Genomic DNA, 17,070 nt, shown 5'->3' with positions numbered 1-17,070 from the left:
CCGGTAGGTGCATGTCCCTCGGTTCTATCTGGTCACCCGTGACGATCTTCGGCCCGGGGTCCAGGCCTGTCAGGCGGCGCACGCGGCGCTCGATTTCGCCGTTCGCCATCCGGACCTGATCGGTGACTGGCATTCCACGTCCAACACCCTGGTGTTGCTCGCCGTCCCTGACGAGCTGGCACTGGGGTGGTTGTGCGATGACGCGACGGCACTCGGTCTCCGGGTCGTCCGGTTCCACGAACCGGACCTCGGCTTCGAGCTGACCGCCGCCGCGCTGGAGCCCGCCGCTCATCGGCTCGTCTCGAACCTCCCGCTCGCCCTCGCACGGTGGGGGGAGGTGAAGATTCCATGACCGATGCATCCGACCTGAGGAGCCGGCTCACCGAGGTCACGGCCGAACGCGACGCCCTGCGGGCACAGCTCGACGGCGACCTGCCCAAGGCGACCCGGTGGCTGCAGAGCAAGGTCTGGCGGCAGGCCGCGGCACTCGACGCGCTCAACCGCCGGATCGTGACGCAGCGGTTCGTCCTGCGCACGTTGGACGGGCTCGGCCGGTCGCTGTCCGCGGAGGAGTACCGGAAGGCCCGCGCGGAGATCACGGACGACCGGCAGCGCGACCGGATCGAAGAGCCGTAATATTCTCGGCGGCGGCCCTGCCTACCGAGGCGCGGGCCGCCGCCGGTCACTCCCGGTCCCAGATGCTCAACGGATGAGCGGCCGCCTCTAAAACGGCTGTAGCGGGTTCGACTCCTGCCTGGGGCACCTACACGACCACTGACTCGCGCTGCGCGGCCGGCTGCTCATGCCGTTCCCCCACCTGGAAGCTCAGCAGGGCGAGCAGCAGGCCGCCCGCGACCAGGGCGACCCCGATCCACGCCGAGGAGAGGTATCCCCATCCGGCGGCGATGGCCGCGCCGCCGAGCGCGGCCCCGACGCTGTTGGCCACGTTGAACGCCGACTGGTTGAGCGCGGCCCCCATCAGCTGCGTCCCGTGGGCGACGGCGATCAGCCGGGCCTGCAGCGCCGGGGCGATCGCCAGGCTCGTGGCGCCGACCAGGAACGCGCTCACGAACAGCCCCACGGGATTGCGCGCCACGAGTGCGAACAGCGCCACGGAGGCCAGGATTCCGCCGAAGCCGACCAGCACGCTGCGGCGCACGTCCCGGTCGGCGGTGACGCCGCCGACGGCGATGCCCACGGTCATGCCGAGGCCCATCACCGCGAGCACCCACGGGACGACGTCCTCGGAAAGACCCGTGACGTGCGTGGTCACCGGGGCCACGTAGCTGTTGACGGCGAAGAAGCCCGCGGTCCCCACGGCGACGACCGCCGCGACCAGCCACACCTGCGGCGACCGGAACGCCCGCAGCTCGGCCCGGATCGACCCGCCCGGCGCGGCCGCCACGGGCGGAACGGTGAGCGCCACGAACGCGAACGTCAGCGCGAAGACACCCGCCACGGCGAGATACGCGACGCGCCAGCCGTGGGCCTGTCCGAGCGCGGTCACCAGCGGAACGCCCACCAGGTTGGCCGCGGTCAGCCCGGCGAGCACGCTGGCGAACCCCTTGCCGTGGCTGCCGGGGCCGAGGATGTTCGCGGCGAGGAGGCCGGCCGCGCCGAAGTAGGCCCCGTGCGCCAGCGCCGCCACGAAGCGCCCCACCAGCACCAGCGCGAACGTCGGCGCCAGCGCGGAGGCGACGGTGCCGAGCACGAACATGCCGAGCAGTCCGAGCACGAGGCTGCGGCGCGGCACCCGGGCGGTCAGCGCGGCGATCGTCGGTGCGCCGACGACGACCCCGAGCGCGTAGACGGTGATCGTCCAGCCGGCCGTCGCGACGGCGCCCGGCGCGGAGCGCGCGTAGGCCTCCGGCAGCAGGTCGCGGGCGAGTTCCGGGAGCAGTCCCATGGCGGCGAACTCGGTGAGCCCGATGCCGAAGCCGCCGAGGGCGAGCGCGAGCAGGGCGGCGAAGCGCCGGTTGGTGTCCACCGCACCGACTCTAGAACGTTCTAGTAGACGCGCCGATAGAACGTTCCAGTGATCACAAAGTAGGCTGAGCCGATGCCTTCCGGGGAACGGCGCACTACCCTGGCCGACGTCGCCGCCGAGGCCGGTGTCTCGGTCGCCCTCGCCTCGATCGTCATGCGCGGCGCACCCGGCGCCGGGGCCGCCACCCGCCAGCGGGTCCTCGACGTCGCCGGCCGGCTCGGCTACCGCCCGGACAGCCGCGCCCGCCTGCTGCGAAGCGGCCGCAGCCACCTGCTCGGGGTCGTCTTCGACGTGCGACACCCGTTCCACGTGGACCTGCTGACCGGGCTGTACGCCGCGGCCGACACGGCCGGGTACCAGCTCACGCTCAGCGCCGTCACGCCCCGGCGGGACGACCGGACCGCGCTCGCCGGCCTGTTGCAGGACCGCTGCGAGGCGCTGGTGCTCTTCGGCCCGCGCACCCCAGTCGCCGAACTCGCCGGCATCAGCGCCCGGCTGCCCGTCGTCACCCTCATGCGCGGCGTGCGCCACCGCGGGCTCGACGTCGTGCGCACCGACGACCGGCGCGGCTCCCAGCTGGCGGTCGACCACCTCGTGGCGCTCGGGCACCGGCGCATCGCGCACGTCGACGGCGGGCGCAGCCACGGTTCCGCCGAACGCCGCCAGGGCTACCGCGACGCCATGCGCCGCCACGGTCTCGAGGCGTCGGCGCGGGTCGTTCCCGGCGGGTCGGGCGAGGACGACGGCGCCCGCGCCGCGCGGCTGCTGCTGGACGAGCCGCCCACCGCCGTCACCGTCTTCAACGACCTGTGCGCCACCGGCCTCCTGGACGTGGTGCGCCGCCACGGCCTGCGGGTCCCGGACGACCTGAGCGTCGTGGGCTACGACGACACCGCGTTCAGCCGGCTCGCGCACATCGACCTGACCACCGTCGCGCAGGACATCGACACGATGGCCGCACAGGCGATCACCCGCGCGGTCGCCCGCATCGAGGGCACCCCGGTCGCGCACCGCGAGGTGCTGCTGCCGCCCCGGCTCGTGGTGCGCGGCACGACGGCTACAGCGGGATCGTCTCCAGGTCGGCGAGCAGGGCCTCCCGATCCTCCTCGCCGGTGATGTCGACGGCGGCCAGCCGCGCCTGTTCCACCCACCGGCGCGCCTCGTCCCGGTCGCCGGCCACGGCGTGCGCCCGCGCGTTCGCCTCGTACGCGAACGCCAGGTCCCAGTCGCCGATGCCGTGGCGCCGGCAGATGTCCAGCACGCGGCGCGCGTGGTACAGCGCGGGCTCGGCCCGGCGCAGCACCGTGTAGACGCGGGACACCTGCCACTCGCCGCGGGCGGCGTTGTGCGGCGTGCCGACCTGCAGCCAGTGGTACAGCGAGGCGTGCGCCTGATGGATCATGAGGGCGTCCTCGTCGGGCGTGCGGTCCTCCTTCTCCATCAGGGTCCAGGTGCCGTTGAACAGCGCGGCGGGCAGTTCGCGGTCGGTCTCCGTGAGCATGGTCTCCTCCGAGGCGGCCAGGTGGTCGAGGGTGTGCAGGATCCGCTGCAGCCGGGTGAGCCGTGCCTCGATCCGGCGCCGGTGTTCCTTCAGCGCCGCCGCGAACTCCGACGGGTCGAGGGACAGCAGCCGCCGGATCTCCTCCAGCGGCAGTTCGAGGTCACGCAGGCGCCGGATGAGGCGGGCCCGTTCGACCTGCTCGGCCCGGAAGTACCGGTACCCGGTGGACGGGTCGACGGCGGCCGGGGCGAGCAGGCCGATGCGGTCGTAGTGGCGCAGCGCCTTCGGGGTGACGCCCGCGAGGCGCGCCGCCTGCCCGATCGTGAGGTCCCGCACGGGAGACGACGCTAGGCCTTTCCCCACGGGCAAGGTCAAAAGCTCACTGATTTACGCGCGTCCGCCGGGGGCACGACCGTACGCTCCCGCGCGCACCGCTCCGGGCCGGTCCGCTCCGCGTTCCCGGCCACTGCGCTGCCGGACCCGCGTTCAGTTGCCGACGCCGAGCGTGGACATCATCGCCGCCGGGTAACGGTCGCCGCGGGCCGAACCGGCCGGGATCGCGCGTTCGATCTCGGCGAGGTCCGCGGGCGTCAGCGTCACGTCGAGCGCCGGCAGCGCCTCGGCGAGCCGTTCGCGCGAACGGGCGCCGACCAGCGGCACGATGCTCTCCCCCTGGGCCGCCACCCAGGCGATGGCCAGCTGCGCGACGGTGCGCCCCCGCGCGTCGGCGACCCGCCGCAGCGCCTCGACGAGGGCGAGGTTGTGCGCGACGTTCTCGTCGGCGAAGCGGGGGTGCATGCCGCGCATGTCGCCGGGCACGGACGAGCCGCCGGGGCGCCAGTGGCCGGAGATGAGCCCGCGCGCCAGCACCCCGTACGCGGTGAGCCCGATGCCCAGTTCGCGCAGGGTCGGCAGTACCTCCGTCTCGACCGCGCGGGAGACCAGCGAGTACTCGATCTGCAGGTCGGCGACGGGTGCGACGGCATGCGCCCGGCGGATCGTGTCGGCGTTCACCTCGGAGAGGCCGAGGTGGCGCACCAGGCCGGCGTCGATGAGTTCCTTGACGGCGCCGGCCGTCTCCTCGATCGGCACCGCCGGGTCCAGCCGGGCCGGCCGGTAGATGTCGACGTGATCGGTGCCGAGCCGGGTGAGCGTGTACGCCAGCAGGGTCTTGACCGCCCCGGGCCGGTTGTCCTGCCCGTAGAACCGGCGATCCGCGCCCATCATCGCCCCGAACTTCACGCTCAGCACGTAGCTGTCGCGGGGCCTGCCGCGCAGCGCCTCGGCGAGCAGGAGTTCGTTGTGGCCACTGCCGTAGTGGTCGCCGGTGTCGATCAGGGTGATCCCGGCGTCGAGTGCGGCGTGCACGGTGGCGATGCTCTCGGCGCGGTCGGAGGTGCCGTAGGGGCCGGACATGGCCATCGCGCCGAGGCCGAACGCGGAGACGGTCGGGCCGGTGCTGCCGAGTTGTCGTGTCTGCATGCCTCCCACCGTGCGCCGCCGGCGACGGACCCGGGAGCGGAGAGTTCATCGTGGGAGAGCCGCTCCCTGGCTGCGCGCACCGGAAAGCGGCGACGATGGAGCCATGCACCGTGAGCAGCTCGCCGACTTCCTGCGCCGCCGCCGCGAGGCGATCCGCCCGGCCGAGGTCGGGATCGCCGACGGCCCGCGCCGCCGCACGAACGGCCTGCGCCGCGAGGAGGTGGCGATGCTCGCCGGCATGTCGGTCGACTACGTGGTCCGCCTCGAACAGGGCCGCAGCAGCCAGCCGTCGACCCAACTCCTCGGCGCGCTGGCCCGGGCGCTGCGCCTGTCCGACGACGAACGCGACCACCTGTTCCACCTGGCCGGGCATCAGCCGCCGCCGGCCGACGCGACCGCCCGGCTGGCCCGCGCCGGCCTGGTGCGCATGCTCGACCTGCTCGGCGGGACGCCCGCCATGGTGATCTCCGATCTCGGCGAGATCCTTGCCCAGAACCGCATGTCGACCCTGCTGATCGGCGACCACACCGGCATCACCGGCATCCGCCGGCACATCGTGTACCGCTGGTTCACCGAGGGCGACGCCCTGCACCTGCCGGCGGACCGGGAGGCGCACTCCCGGCGGCTCGTCGCCGACCTGCGCGCGGTCGCCGGGCGCCGGGCCGGGGACCCGGACGTCGTCGGCCTCGTCGCACGGCTGGAGCGGGAGAGTGCGGACTTCCGCCGCCTCTGGGCCGCGCACGAGGTGGCGGTCCGGCGGGCCGACCGCAAGACGCTGGTGCATCCCAGGGTCGGCCCGATCGTGCTGGACTGCGAGACGCTGGTGACGCCCGATCAGCGGCAGGAGCTGCTGGTGCTCACCCCGGCCGACGCCGAGGCCCGTGAGCGCCTAGAACTCCTGCGCGTCCTCGGCACCCAAGATTTCAACGCTTCAGCAGTTCCCGCAGAGCGAGAGTGACCTCGACGGGCGCCTCCTCGGCCATGAAGTGCCCGAAGTCCACCGTCCGGTGGACGAGGTCCGGCGCCCACGCCCGCCACAGGCCGACCGCGTCGAACCCGAGCGCGGCACCCCAGTCCTGCTGGAGCACGGTGACCGGCATCGTCAGCCGCCGGCCGGCGGCCCGGTCGGCGGCGTCGTGCGCGACGTCGACCCCGGCGGAGGCGCGGTAGTCCGCGACGATCGACGGCACCGCCTCGCGGCTCGCCCGCAGGTACTCGGCGCGCACGTCGTCCGGGATCGCGGCCGGGTCGCGCGACCACAGGTCGAGGAAGTGGCCGAAGAACTCGTCCGCGCTCGCCGCGATCATGCGTTCCGGCAGGCCGGGCGGCTGCGCCATGAGGTACAGGTGGAAGCCGACGGCCGCGGTGGTGCCGCGCATGACGTCCCACATGTCCAGGGTCGGCAGCACGTCCAGCGAGGCCAGGTGGGTGACCTTGGACGGGTGGTCGAGTCCGGCCCGGATCGCGACGAGCGCGCCGCGGTCGTGGCCGGCGAGCGCGAACCGGTCGAAGCCGAGCACCCCGGCCACCGTCACGACGTCCGCGGCCATGGTCCGCTTCGCGTAGGCGTCCGGGTCGTCGCCGGCCGGCTTGTCGCTGGCGCCGTAACCCCGGAGGTCCGGGACGATCACCGTGTGGTCGGTGGCAAGCTCGGTGGCGACGAGTCGCCACATCAAGTGCGTTTGAGGGAACCCGTGGAGCAGCACAACGGCCGGACCGTGGCCGCCGATCGCGACGTTCAGGGCGACGCCCTCGGCGGCCGGCACGCGGCGGTAGGTGAAGCCGGGAATGGTCAAGGTCATGCCGCCAACGGTGCGACGGGCGGATGAGCGTTCGATGAGCGATGCGATGGACGTGCGGTTCGGGGTCCTGGGTCCGGTCGCCGCGTGGGACGGGAGCGGACAGGAGGTCGCGCTGCGCGGTCCGCGCCACCGCGCCGTTCTCGCCCGGTTGATCATTGCGCGGGAACGGGTCGTGCCGCTCGACACCCTCGTCGCGGACCTGTGGCCGGAGCCGCCCGAGGGGGCGGTCGCGGCGGTGCGGACGTTCGTGGCGGCGCTGCGCCGCGCGCTGGAGCCCGGGCGTGCCCCGCGCACCCCGCCGTCGCTGCTGGTCACCGACGGCCCCGGCTACGCGCTGCGGGTCCCGGCGGGGGCGGTCGACGCGTGGCGGTTCGAGGCCGCCGTCGACGCCGGAACCCGGCTGGACGAGGCGCTGCGCTGGTGGCGCGGCCCCGCGTACGCCGACTTCCCCGACGCGCACTGGGCCACGGCCGAACGCGCCCGCCTCACCGAACTGCGCCTGCACGCCGTCGAACGCGACGCGTCGGGTCGGCCGCCGGAGCTGGCGATCCCGGCGCTCGACGCGCACGTGACCGAACATCCGTGGCGCGAGGAGGGCTGGCGACTGCTCGCGCTCGCCCTGTACCGGGCCGGGCGGCAGGGGGACGCCCTCGCCGTGCTGCGCCGGGCGCGGCAGATGCTGGCGGAGACGCTCGGCGTGGATCCCGGCCCCGCCCTCGCCGGCCTGGAGGTCGACATCCTGCGCCACGAACCGCGCCTCGCCGGCGCCACCGAACCGTGGGCCGAGGTCGCCGCCACCTACGACCGGCTCGTGCGGGTCGGCACGCGCACCCGCCTGGAGTCGACCGTCACGCTGCTGCGCAGCCTCGCGGTGACCGGCGGCGACGGCCTGCACGCGGCCCGTTCGCAGCGGCTGGCCACGATCGAGGCGGCCGCGGAACTCGGCGACCCGGCGCTCACCGCGCGGATCATCGGCGCCTACGACGTGCCGGCGATCTGGACCCGGTCGGACGATCCGGCGCAGGCGGCGGCGATCGTGGCGGCCGCCCGCCGGGCCCTCCCGTCGTTGACTCCACCGGCGCTGCGCGCCCGCCTGTTGGCCACGATCGCCGTGGAGACCAGGGGGACGGCCACCGAGCGGGACGCGGCCGCGCAGGCCGTGCGGATCGCCCGCGAGCAGGGCGACCCCGGCCTGCTCACCTTCGCGCTGAACGGCCTGTTCATGCAGACGTTCCACCGCACCGGCCTGGCCCCCGAACGGCTGGCGATCGGCCACGAACTCGTCGAGGTCGCGCAGCGGCACGGCCTGGCGACGGCGGCGGTCCTCGGCCACCTGATCTGCCTGCAGTCGTGCGCCGCGCTCGCCGACCACCCGGCGGCCGATGGGCACGCGGCGGCGGTCGACGACCTGGCCGAGCGCCACGAACTCCCGCTCGGCCGCGTCTTCACCGTCTGGTACCGCGCGATGCGAAGCGCCGACCCGGACGCCTACCGGCACGCGGCGCGGGTGGCCGGCCTGTCCGACATGCCCGGCCTCGCGCACGGCCTCCTCCCGCTGGCCCTGCTCGGCCTGCGCCTCCGCGCCGGCGAACCCCCGGAGCCGCTCGACTACGGCCCGTACCGGCCGTGGGTGGAGCCCCTGCTCGCGACGACCCGCGACGCGGCGTCAGCGGCGCTGCGGCGTCTGCCGGAGCCGCCGCGCGACCACCTGTCCGAGGCGCTGTGGTGCCTGACCGCCCGCGCGGCGGCCCGGTGGGGAGACGCCCCGCTGGCCGAACGCGCCCGCGCGGCGCTGCTGCCGGCGGCCGGTGAGGTGGCGGGCGCCGCCAGCGGCCTGCTCACCTTCGGCCCGGTGGCCGACTACCTCTGAACGGCCGCACCGGCCCGCAGCGCGCCCAGCTTCGCGGCGGCGTCGGACCCCGGCAGCGCGAACATCGTCAGCAGCTTCAGGTCGGCGCCCGGCACCATCAGCACCTCGCAGTCGAGCCGAATCTCCCCCACCGCCGGATGCTCGATGATCTTCTCCTGTCCGGCGTGCGGGCGCACGGTGCCGTTCGTCCACAGGCGCGCGAAGCGCGGGCTCGCGGCGAGCATCCGGTCGATCATCTCCGCGAGCCGCGCGTCGGCCGGGTAGGTCGTGGCCGTCGCCCGCAGGTCCGCCACCAGCGCCGTCTCGGTCGCCTCCGGGCCGGCCGGCGAGCGCACCGGCCACGGGCCGGTCTCCTCCGCGCTGCGGCCGTCGGTCGCCAGGTACGCGGCCGCGAGGAAGTTGTCGTAGGGCCAGTCGTAGGCCGCCGGGTCGCCGCACGCCGCCGTCCACATGGCGTTCCAGCCGAGGACGGTCCAGTCCGCGGCGAGGATCACCACCGGGCGTTCGGGGAGGCGGTCCATGAGCCGTCGGGCGTCGGGGCAGATCTCCCGGGGAACGTCTCCGGTGGGCGGCAGCAGATTGGCGCAGCGGTACAGATGGTCGCGCTCGTCCGGGGCCAGCCGCAGCGCGCGGGACAGCGCGGCGACCACCTGCGCGGACGGGCTCGTGGCGCGGCCCTGTTCCAGCTGGACGACGTAGTCGACCGAGGTGTCGGCGAGCTGCGCCAGCTCGGAACGGCGCAGTCCCGGCGCCCGCCGCCGCCCGTGCGCCACGAGTCCCACCTGGCGGGGCGTGGCCCGTTCGCGCCACCCCCGCAGCGCCTCCCCGAACGCGGTCGATACCGGCATCCGGCCATTCTGCGCCCGCCGCACGGAAGCGCCGGACGGTGGTACCCGTTCTACCACGCTGAACGCGGCTCGATCCCCTAGCGTCACCGGCCGTGACGATCAACGACACCACCCGCCGCTATTCCGACGACCGCTTCGACAGCGCCCGCTGGCGGGAGTTCCCGCTGCGCGGCGGCGACATCGTCGTGTCCGCACCGGCCAAGGCGGGCACGACGTGGCTGCAGAGGATCTGCGCGCTGCTCGTCTTCCAGCACGACGAACTGCCCGCCCCGCTGGACGACCTGTCGCCGTGGCTGGACATGCGGATGGTGCCCCTGGAGGCGGTCACCGCCCAGCTCGAACGCCAGCAGCACCGCCGGTTCATCAAGACCCACACGCCGCTGGACGGCCTGCCGCTGCGGCCGGACGTCACGTACCTCGTCGGCGCGCGGCACCCGCTCGACGTCGCCGTGTCGCTGTACCACCAGTGGCGCAACATCGACCTCGACGCCGTGCGCACCGCCCTCGGGATCACCGCGGCGGAGATGCCGGATCCGCCAGACGTTCCGGTCGAGGCGTGGCTGTCGGTGTGGATCGACGAGGACGCCGACGACCTGCACTCGCTGCGCAACGTCGTCGGGCACGTGGCCGACGCGTGGGCCCGCCGCCACGCCCCGAACGTCGTCCTCGCGCACTACGCCGACCTCCGCACCGACCTCGCCGGCCAGATGCGGCGGCTGGCCGTCCGGCTCGACATCGACGTGCCCGAGCAGCGGTGGCCCGCGCTGGTGGAGGCGGCGACGTTCGGGGCGATGCGCGCCGACGCCGAACGCCTCGCGCCGCGCGTGGTGCCGCTGCTCAGCCGGGCGGCGTTCTTCCGGGAGGGGCGCTCCGGTGCGGGAGTGCGGGCGGCGGGCCCGGCCGGGCTGGCGCGGTTCCGGGATCGGGTGGCGCCGATGGTGTCGCCGGAACTGTACCGGTGGCTGTGCCGGCCGTAAATCGATCGGCTCCCCTGTCAACGGGCCGCCGGGCGTCGGGCGTATACCGGGCGGAGGCGGCGAGCTGAGGGGGCCGATGCCGTGACGTTCGAGGAATACGTGGCCGCGCGGGGTGATGCGCTGGTGCGCTTCGCGCGGCTGCTCACCGGTGATCCGCACCGGGCGGAGGATCTGGTGCAGGACGCGCTGGCCAAGGCGTACCTGCGGTGGCGGCGCATCCTCGCCACCGAGCAGCCCGACGCCTACCTGCGGCGCATGGTGGTCAACGGGTCGCGGTCGTGGTGGCGCCGCCGTTCCAACCAGGAGACCCCGACCGACTCACCCGCCGACCGCGCGGCACCCGATCGGGTCGAGACCGACGCGGTCGAACGGGACGACATGTGGCGGCGGATCGTCGTTCTGCCGCAGCGGCAGCGGGCCGTGCTGGTGCTGCGCTACTACGAGGATCTCGACGACGCGGCCATCGCCGGCATTCTCGGCTGTTCGGCCGCGACCGTGCGGACCCACGCGATGCGCGCGCTGAACACCCTGCGCCAGTACGCCGACCAGGAGACACCCACGGGGAGGAACCGGTGAACACCGCGGTCGAACGCGAGATCATCCGGACGCTGTCCGGCCGGACCGGCGGCGCCGTCGACGTGGCGGCGTTGCGCGCGGGCGCCGTGACGCGGGCGAAGCGGGTGCGCCGCCGGCGCCGCATCGGCGTGTGCCTGCTCGCCGTCGCGCTGCTGGTGGGCGGCGGTGCCGTCGTGTCGCTGCGGGACGGCGAGCCGCGCGAACGCTCCGCCGGCCGCACTGACACCGTTCCCCCGAAACTGCCGGCGGTGGACGTGCCCGGAGCGAGCGAACGGCCCGACACCGTCGCGACCGATCCGTCCGTCATCCACTTCGACGTCGACGCGGCCGCGCTCGGCGCGACGGAGCTGCTCTGGCGCTCGGTCTGGACGCAGGAGAGCGTCATGGTGCGCCGCGCCGGCGACCCGTACGACCTGCAGTTCCTGATCGCGCGGGACGGGTTCGGGTTGAATCGCGGCTACCCCGGCGTGAGCAACCTCCCCCCGGAGTACCGCGCCGGATCCGACGGGACGCGCCCCACCGCGGAACGGTGGTACGACTTCGAGGACGTGCCGCTGCCGGTGACCGGTGCGCCCGCCGTCGTGCGGGCGGGGCGCACGGCGGCCGATGGAACGCGGCGCCTGTACACGATGACGTGGAGCCCCGTGCCCGGCCTCTACGCCCGGCTGCAGATGGTCACCGGCGACCCGCAGGACCTGGCCCAGGCGGCCAAGGCGTTCCGGCTGGACCGCTCGCAGCGGTGCGCCGCCCCGGCGGTCGTCTCCGGCGCACCGGCGGACGCGACCTTCTTCGAGTGCGAGGTCTCGCTGCGCACACCAGCCGCCGACGGAACGTTCTGGAACCACTCGGTCCTCACGTACAGCGCCCGCGCCGGGAACTACCTCGACGTGATCTTCGGCACGGTGGCGATCCCGCAGCCGTTCACGCAGAACCGCACCGTGAACGGAAAGCCCGCGCGCTGGCGGGCGCCCGGCGACAACCCGGACGCGACGAAGCTCGACGTGCCCGGCGAGCCCGGGCGGGACCTGGTGGTGTCGGTGCGCTCGTGGAACTTCACCGAGCCGGAGGCGGCCAGGGTCGCGGAGGCGTTCCGCTGGGTCGGGGACCCGCGCGACCTGCGCACCTGGCCGGCCCGGTCGGTGGAGTAGGACCGCTCAGTCGGGTGTGCCGAGCGGCCCCATGGCCTTCGCGTAGTAGGCCACGCCGGCCACGTGGTGCACCACCTCGCGCAGGGTCCAGGTGGCCTCGTCCGGCCGTTCGTCGAGAACGTCGGCCGGCAGGCCACCGAGCCGCGCCCGGTAGCAGGTGGCCAGTCGGGTCAACCGGCTGGTCGCCTCGTCCAGGTCGACCTCGGTGAACCACGCCAGGTCGGCGTCGGTGGTGACCATCCGGCCGTGCCAGTGGTCGGCCGGACTCGGCAGGCCGGCGAGGCGGCACTCCAGCTCGGTCAGGTGATCGAGCAGGTGGTCGGCGACCCGGCGCAGCGCCTTGTGCGGCGTCCAGGTGTTGCCGTCGCGCAGGACCGGCCGGCGGTCCCAACCGAGCCAGGTCGCGGCGGTCTCGAGCACCACGCCGACGGCGTCCGGCACGAGCAGCGCCGGATCCCGCTCGTCAGTGCGCGGGCGTTTCGTGTAGTGGTCGGTGAACTGCTCCAGGGTCGTGTGGCGCACCATGAGCGTCGATGTTAGGTCCCATTTCCCGGACCATCGCCGCGGCCGGCTCGGGGCCGCCGTCGCGCCCGCGGTTGAGTCGCGCGGGCGCGGGCACAATTGGTGGATGGCGTTCCGCATACCGGCCCCGGGCACAATCGTCGACGTCGCCGTCTCCACCACGGGGAAGGCGCTGGCCACGGCGGCCACCATCGCCTCGGTCCCCGGGCGCGTGCTCAGGCTCATCGACGAGGGCGAAGTGCTGCTCGTGCGCATCGCGGCGGTGGTCGACGCGGCCGAGAAGACCGTCGAGGACGTGCGCACTGTGACCGGTTCGGCGGCGGCCGTCGCCCAGGACGCGGCGCAGACCTCCGCGGCGGCGGAACAGCTGATCGGCCAGGTCGCCGAGACGTCGGCGCAGGCGCGCACGCTGCTGACCCAGATCGGGCCGGACGTGCACGAACTGCTCGGTGTCACGCGCGAGGTCCAGCAGGCGATCTCCGGGATTCCGGGGTTCGGCATGCTGCGCCGCCGCGGCGAGGAACGCCCCGACTGAGCCGCGGCACCGGTCAGGTGCGCACCGCGACGGCCTCGATCTCCAGGAGCCACTCCGGCGCGTAGATGTCGGTGATGATGATCGTCAACGCCGGCCGGTGCTCCCCCAGCACCTCCGCGCGGATGCGGCTGTTGGCCTCCCGGTACCGCCGGTCCGACAGGAACGTGGTCACCTTCGCCAGGTCGCGCAGGCCCATGTCTGCCGCGGCGAGCACGGCGGCGATGTTGTCCCAGACCATCCGGCACTGTGTGTCGAAGTCCCCGGGAACCTTGCCGTCGCTGTCGCCCCACGGCACCTGGCCGCTGACGAAGACGATCCGCCGGGCGCCGTCGACCTGCATGCCGTGCGTGTAGTTGCCGGTCGGCGCCGGCAGGGCGGGCGGGTCAAGGGGCGTGATGCTCATGCACACTCCTCGATGCGTCGCCGACGACGCACATGGCCGTGTAGTAGACACACTCGACATCGCCCGGATTGGCGAACGCGTGCACGCGGTCGGCCGCGTAGTACAGCGCGTCGCCGGCCTCCAGGTGATGGCCCACGCCGTCGAGCGTCACGGCGAGCGCGCCGGACTCCACGGCGACGTACTCCCGCGAGCCGGCCGCGTGGGCGTCGAAGGAGCCGATGACGACCCCGCCGCCGACGACCGTGCGGATCAGCTCGAACTCGACACCGGGCAGCACCGGCGACATGATCCGCCGCTGCCATCCGTCGGGGTGGTCGATGGCGTGCTGTTCGGCCCGGGGCAGGTGGATCACGGGCGCCGGCCGGTCCTCGCCGAGCAGCCGCGACACGGTGGTGCCGAGCGCCGTCGCGATCCGGGCGAGGACGAGCACGGTCGGCGAACGCAGCCCGCGTTCGACATCGGAGATCATGCTGCGGCTGACGCCACTGGCGGCGGCCAGGCCCTCCAGGTTGAGGCCCCGGGCCTGCCGCAGGCGGCGCACCTGCTCGCCGAGCCGCACCACGAGGGGATCCACGCGGGCCAGCATAGCGGAATCGTTCCAGTATGCTGGCAGGCCATGGATGAGGACGCGAGGTGAGGTTGGGAAGTCGCTTCCACAGGCTCTTCGGCGCCACGCTCGTGTCGGCCGTCGGCACCGGCATGCACGCCGCGGCGTTGCCCCTGCTGACCCTGCAGAGCACCCGCAGCCCGATGGCGTTGAGCCTTGTCGTCGCCGCCGCCGAGATTCCGTGGGTGTTGGTGTCGCTGCATGCCGGTGTCGTGGTGGACCGGCTGGACCGCCGGCGCGTGATGGTGTGGGCCGACCTGGGCCGGTTCGCCGTCATGGTCGCGCTCGTGGTGCTGCTCCTGACCGCGCGGGTGAACCTGGTGTGGTTGGTGCTCGCGGCGTTCCTGCTGGGCGTCGGCCAGGTCTTCTTCGACCTCGCCGCCCAGTCGGCCGTTCCTGACTTCGTGTCGCGGGATCCGCGGCACCTGGCAACGGCGAACGGGCGGATCGCCGCGGCGGACAGCAGTGGCGAGGACTTCGTGGGGCCTCCGCTCGGCTCCGCTCTGTTCGGTGTGTGGAACTTCCTGCCGTTCGCCGGCAACGCACTCTCGTTCGCCGCCAGCGGCCTGTTGATCCTCTCGATCCGCACGGACGCCACGACGAACAAGACGCCCACGGCTGCGCGAAAGAGCGTGCGGAACGACATCGTCGAGGGCATTCGGTGGCTGTTCGGCAACCGGACCCTGCGGGCGCTGGCCACGGTCTCCTGCCTCGGCAACGTCGTCGCCTCCGCTCAGTTCGCGATGCTCGCGCTGCTGGCCAAGGAGGTCCTGGAACTTCCTGATGTCGGCTTCGGCCTGTTGCTGACGGCCACCGCGACCGGCGCACTGGTCGGCGGATTGGCGGCCGCGGCCGCCAGCAGGCGATTCGGCTCCGGCACCGTGCTGCTCGCCGCCAAAGCCGGCGTGGGCGCGGCCGTTCTGGTGCTGGGACTGGTCGCCGATTCGTGGGTCGCGGCCGCGATGATGGCGGTGACCGGCGCGCTGATGACCGCGGAGAAGGTCGTGGTGAGCACATTGCGCCAGCAGATCGTGCCGTCGGAACTCATGGGGCGGGTGCTCTCGTCGAGCAGGCTGGTGGTGATGGCCGGGGGGCCGGTCGGTGCGGCGCTCGGCGGCGTTCTCGCCGGCGTGTTCACCGTCCAGGTCCCGTATGTCGCCGGTGGTGTCTTCCTCATCCTGGTGACGTTGATCTTCCGTCCCAGGTTGAACAACCGCGCCCTGGCAAGCGCGAGTCTGCGGCCTTGACCGCGCACCCGTTCACGGGCCCGGACGCTGATGCATCTCCGCCCGCGACCGGACCTCGCCCGTGAGGCCGCGCATGTAGCCGACGTTGCGCGGAACGTTCCACCACAGCCCCGTTCGGCTCTTGAGCAGTCGCTTGATGATGTGCTGCGGCCGGTAGAACTGCGTTTTCGCCCACTCGTAGCCCGCGAGCAGCTCGTCGGGCGCCATCAACAGCGGCCGGTGCACGACGTGCGTCTTGCCGTTGTAGTGCCGCCAGTCGTGGTCGACGATCCGGCCAGCGGCCTGCAGCCGGGTGTAAGCGGGTGTGCCGGGATAGGGCACCATCAGGCTGATCGTCGCGTTGTCCAGGCCGATCTCACCCATGACGTCCACGGTCCGGGCGAAGATGTCCCTGGTGTCATTGTCGAACCCGAACATGATGCCCGCCTGGACGGCGATGCCGTGCGCATGGAAGCGCTTCAGCAGGAGCTTGTACTCGCTCACCCGGTTGTGGGCCTTGTGCGCACCGGCGAGGCTCTCCTGGCTGACGCTCTCCAAACCGAGGAACAGCGCTTTGCATCCGCTCTCGGCGGCGAGCCGCAAGAACTCGTCGTCCCTGACCGAGGCCATGGTCGTCTGGCTGGTCCACCATTTGTCGAGAGGCCTCAGCGCCCGGAAGAGCGCTTTGGCGTACCGGGGATTGGCGCCGATGTTGTCGTCCCAGAAGACGATGCCCTTGTCCGGGATGGCGGCGACCTCGGCCGCCACCTCCTCGACCGGCCGGAACCGCATCTGGCGCGCCTCGGGGTAGAGCACCGGAATGGTGCAGTAGTCGCACCGGTGCGGGCAACCGCGCGTCGCGATGATTGCCCCGCTCGTCGCCCACCTCCTGTTCCAGCCGCCGTGGCGGATCAGGTCCCGCCGGGCCGCCGGCAGACCGACGAGGCTGGCCGGCTGCGGACACCGGTAGACCTTGGCGCCGTTGGGCAGGACTTCGACGTTGGCGCCCGTCGCCTCGTCGATGACGTGCCGGCCGACGGTATATCGAGCCTCCTGCTCGATGTCCCGCAGCACACGCGGCCATACCGTCTCGGCCTCGCCGACCACAACGATGTCGGCGAACTTCGCGACTTCGAGAGGCATCAGCGTGGCATGCGGACCGCCCATCGCCACGGGGACTCCGTTCGCCCGGAACGCGTCGGCCAGCTCGTAGGCGTGCGGCGCGCCGGGCGTGGCAGCGGTGATACCCACCAGGTCGTAGCGTTGGCCGGTGTCGACGGTATGGGTGATTTCGTCGGTGTGCGTCACCGTCCAGTTCTCGGGCGTGAGAGCGGCGAGCAGCGGCATGGTCAGCTGCGGGAACCGGATGAGCTCGCGGGCCCGGGCATGGAGCGTGAGCGGGTCTTCCGCGGTGACCAGATGGACGTGCATGTCCCCTCCTCGATCGACGGTTGGGCACGTGCGGCGTCTGGACCAGGTCCATCCATCGTGATCATCCTGGTGACGGTGGGGTGAGGCGTCAACGCCCGTCCCGCGTACTCGAGCGCCCGTCCGGCACCGGGCAGCATGAGATCGGCCGAGCACGT

General features: G+C 73.2%; 19 protein-coding genes. 10 read left to right on the top strand and 9 right to left on the bottom strand.

Annotation, left to right across the window (positions count from 1 at the left end; all coding sequences use genetic code 11):
- The first annotated feature begins 7 nt into the window (after window positions 1-7).
- Together Val02_RS03320 and Val02_RS03315 are read left to right on the top strand one after the other, a co-directional pair.
- Window positions 8-352: a peptidyl-tRNA hydrolase gene (locus Val02_RS03320; RefSeq protein ID WP_203897326.1), complete on the top strand. Its 345-nt coding sequence runs from the start codon at window positions 8-10 to the stop codon at window positions 350-352.
- Entirely contained in the window at window positions 349-636 is a 288-nt protein-coding gene (locus tag Val02_RS03315; RefSeq protein WP_203897325.1) for a hypothetical protein, read from the top strand. The genes Val02_RS03320 and Val02_RS03315 overlap by 4 nt, the downstream gene beginning before the upstream one ends.
- Window positions 637-763: 127 nt before the next feature.
- Here Val02_RS03315 and Val02_RS03310 read toward each other — a convergent pair whose 3' ends face one another.
- Window positions 764-1,987, bottom strand: a complete 1,224-nt coding sequence (locus Val02_RS03310; RefSeq protein WP_239151893.1) for an MFS transporter — start codon at window positions 1,985-1,987, stop codon at window positions 764-766.
- 72 nt (window positions 1,988-2,059) lie between these two features.
- On the opposite strand from Val02_RS03310, the gene Val02_RS03305 reads away from it, so the two are divergent.
- Complete coding sequence (locus Val02_RS03305) at window positions 2,060-3,103, top strand: LacI family DNA-binding transcriptional regulator (RefSeq protein WP_203897324.1); 1,044 nt, start codon at window positions 2,060-2,062, stop codon at window positions 3,101-3,103.
- On the opposite strand, the gene Val02_RS03300 is transcribed toward Val02_RS03305, so the two are convergent.
- Both Val02_RS03300 and Val02_RS03295 read right to left on the bottom strand, forming a co-directional pair.
- Window positions 3,045-3,824 carry a MerR family transcriptional regulator gene (locus Val02_RS03300; RefSeq protein WP_203897323.1) on the bottom strand — a complete coding sequence of 260 codons (780 nt, stop codon included), beginning with the start codon at window positions 3,822-3,824 and terminating at the stop codon, window positions 3,045-3,047. The two genes, Val02_RS03305 and Val02_RS03300, sit on opposite strands and share 59 nt — an antisense overlap.
- A 150-nt stretch (window positions 3,825-3,974) precedes the next feature.
- A complete protein-coding gene (locus Val02_RS03295; RefSeq protein ID WP_203897322.1) occupies window positions 3,975-4,970 on the bottom strand; it encodes an aldo/keto reductase in 996 nt (331 codons plus the stop codon).
- A 103-nt stretch (window positions 4,971-5,073) separates the two neighbouring features.
- Between Val02_RS03295 and Val02_RS03290 the strand changes: the two genes are divergently transcribed.
- Complete coding sequence (locus tag Val02_RS03290; protein ID WP_203897321.1) at window positions 5,074-5,928, top strand: helix-turn-helix transcriptional regulator; 855 nt, start codon at window positions 5,074-5,076, stop codon at window positions 5,926-5,928.
- On the opposite strand, the gene Val02_RS03285 is transcribed toward Val02_RS03290, so the two are convergent.
- A complete protein-coding gene (locus Val02_RS03285; RefSeq protein ID WP_203897320.1) occupies window positions 5,894-6,772 on the bottom strand; it encodes an alpha/beta fold hydrolase in 879 nt (292 codons plus the stop codon). The two genes, Val02_RS03290 and Val02_RS03285, sit on opposite strands and share 35 nt — an antisense overlap.
- A 34-nt stretch (window positions 6,773-6,806) precedes the next feature.
- Between Val02_RS03285 and Val02_RS03280 the strand changes: the two genes are divergently transcribed.
- The gene (locus Val02_RS03280; RefSeq protein ID WP_239151881.1) at window positions 6,807-8,642 is read left to right on the top strand and encodes an AfsR/SARP family transcriptional regulator; all 1,836 of its coding nucleotides are present in this window, start codon (window positions 6,807-6,809) and stop codon (window positions 8,640-8,642) included.
- Here Val02_RS03280 and Val02_RS03275 read toward each other — a convergent pair.
- Window positions 8,633-9,490, bottom strand: a complete 858-nt coding sequence (locus Val02_RS03275; protein WP_203897319.1) for a helix-turn-helix transcriptional regulator — start codon at window positions 9,488-9,490, stop codon at window positions 8,633-8,635. The genes Val02_RS03280 and Val02_RS03275 overlap by 10 nt on opposite strands.
- 92 nt (window positions 9,491-9,582) lie before the next feature.
- Here Val02_RS03275 and Val02_RS03270 point away from each other — a divergent pair, with 92 nt between their 5' ends.
- The 3 genes from Val02_RS03270 to Val02_RS03260 all read left to right on the top strand — a co-directional run bounded on the left by Val02_RS03270 (window position 9,583) and on the right by Val02_RS03260 (window position 12,191).
- The gene (locus Val02_RS03270) at window positions 9,583-10,467 is read left to right on the top strand and encodes a sulfotransferase domain-containing protein (protein ID WP_239151862.1); all 885 of its coding nucleotides are present in this window, start codon (window positions 9,583-9,585) and stop codon (window positions 10,465-10,467) included.
- Window positions 10,468-10,548: 81 nt separating this feature from the next.
- On the top strand, window positions 10,549-11,043 hold the full coding sequence (locus tag Val02_RS03265; RefSeq protein ID WP_203897318.1) for a SigE family RNA polymerase sigma factor: 495 nt from the start codon (window positions 10,549-10,551) through the stop codon (window positions 11,041-11,043).
- The gene (locus Val02_RS03260) at window positions 11,040-12,191 is read left to right on the top strand and encodes a hypothetical protein (RefSeq protein ID WP_203897317.1); all 1,152 of its coding nucleotides are present in this window, start codon (window positions 11,040-11,042) and stop codon (window positions 12,189-12,191) included. The genes Val02_RS03265 and Val02_RS03260 overlap by 4 nt, the downstream gene beginning before the upstream one ends.
- A 6-nt stretch (window positions 12,192-12,197) precedes the next feature.
- Here the strand turns inward: Val02_RS03260 and Val02_RS03255 are convergent, their stop codons facing one another.
- Window positions 12,198-12,716: a DinB family protein gene (locus Val02_RS03255; RefSeq protein WP_239151852.1), complete on the bottom strand. Its 519-nt coding sequence runs from the start codon at window positions 12,714-12,716 to the stop codon at window positions 12,198-12,200.
- A gap of 103 nt (window positions 12,717-12,819) precedes the next feature.
- Here Val02_RS03255 and Val02_RS03250 point away from each other — a divergent pair, with 103 nt between their 5' ends.
- Complete coding sequence (locus Val02_RS03250; RefSeq protein WP_203897316.1) at window positions 12,820-13,248, top strand: hypothetical protein; 429 nt, start codon at window positions 12,820-12,822, stop codon at window positions 13,246-13,248.
- Between the two features lie 13 nt (window positions 13,249-13,261).
- Here the strand turns inward: Val02_RS03250 and Val02_RS03245 are convergent, their stop codons facing one another.
- Together Val02_RS03245 and Val02_RS03240 are read right to left on the bottom strand one after the other, a co-directional pair.
- Window positions 13,262-13,651, bottom strand: a complete 390-nt coding sequence (locus Val02_RS03245) for a RidA family protein (protein WP_203897315.1) — start codon at window positions 13,649-13,651, stop codon at window positions 13,262-13,264.
- Window positions 13,632-14,225 (bottom strand): helix-turn-helix domain-containing protein, encoded by a 594-nt coding sequence (locus Val02_RS03240; RefSeq protein ID WP_239151844.1) that lies wholly within the window; start codon window positions 14,223-14,225, stop codon window positions 13,632-13,634. The genes Val02_RS03245 and Val02_RS03240 overlap by 20 nt, the downstream gene beginning before the upstream one ends.
- A 59-nt stretch (window positions 14,226-14,284) precedes the next feature.
- On the opposite strand from Val02_RS03240, the gene Val02_RS03235 reads away from it, so the two are divergent.
- Window positions 14,285-15,505: an MFS transporter gene (locus Val02_RS03235; RefSeq protein ID WP_203897313.1), complete on the top strand. Its 1,221-nt coding sequence runs from the start codon at window positions 14,285-14,287 to the stop codon at window positions 15,503-15,505.
- Window positions 15,506-15,517: 12 nt separating this feature from the next.
- On the opposite strand, the gene Val02_RS03230 is transcribed toward Val02_RS03235, so the two are convergent.
- Entirely contained in the window at window positions 15,518-16,915 is a 1,398-nt protein-coding gene (locus tag Val02_RS03230) for a B12-binding domain-containing radical SAM protein (protein WP_203897312.1), read from the bottom strand.
- Window positions 16,916-17,070: the final 155 nt, after the last annotated feature.

Source organism: Virgisporangium aliadipatigenens (assembly GCF_016863615.1).
GTDB classification, from domain to species: Bacteria; Actinomycetota; Actinomycetes; order Mycobacteriales; family Micromonosporaceae; genus Virgisporangium; species Virgisporangium aliadipatigenens.
This window is presented reverse-complemented; position numbering and strand designations above follow the sequence as displayed.

Coding starts and splice junctions, on each gene's coding strand:
- Val02_RS03250 (WP_203897316.1), top strand. CDS start 12,820: ATGGCGTTCCGCATACCGGCCCCGGGCACAATCGTCGACGTCGCCGTC.
- Val02_RS03275 (WP_203897319.1), bottom strand. CDS start 9,490: ATGCCGGTATCGACCGCGTTCGGGGAGGCGCTGCGGGGGTGGCGCGAA.
- Val02_RS03295 (WP_203897322.1), bottom strand. CDS start 4,970: ATGCAGACACGACAACTCGGCAGCACCGGCCCGACCGTCTCCGCGTTC.
- Val02_RS03305 (WP_203897324.1), top strand. CDS start 2,060: ATGCCTTCCGGGGAACGGCGCACTACCCTGGCCGACGTCGCCGCCGAG.
- Val02_RS03230 (WP_203897312.1), bottom strand. CDS start 16,915: ATGCACGTCCATCTGGTCACCGCGGAAGACCCGCTCACGCTCCATGCC.
- Val02_RS03245 (WP_203897315.1), bottom strand. CDS start 13,651: ATGAGCATCACGCCCCTTGACCCGCCCGCCCTGCCGGCGCCGACCGGC.
- Val02_RS03285 (WP_203897320.1), bottom strand. CDS start 6,772: ATGACCTTGACCATTCCCGGCTTCACCTACCGCCGCGTGCCGGCCGCC.
- Val02_RS03315 (WP_203897325.1), top strand. CDS start 349: ATGACCGATGCATCCGACCTGAGGAGCCGGCTCACCGAGGTCACGGCC.
- Val02_RS03255 (WP_239151852.1), bottom strand. CDS start 12,716: ATGGTGCGCCACACGACCCTGGAGCAGTTCACCGACCACTACACGAAA.
- Val02_RS03290 (WP_203897321.1), top strand. CDS start 5,074: ATGCACCGTGAGCAGCTCGCCGACTTCCTGCGCCGCCGCCGCGAGGCG.
- Val02_RS03280 (WP_239151881.1), top strand. CDS start 6,807: ATGAGCGATGCGATGGACGTGCGGTTCGGGGTCCTGGGTCCGGTCGCC.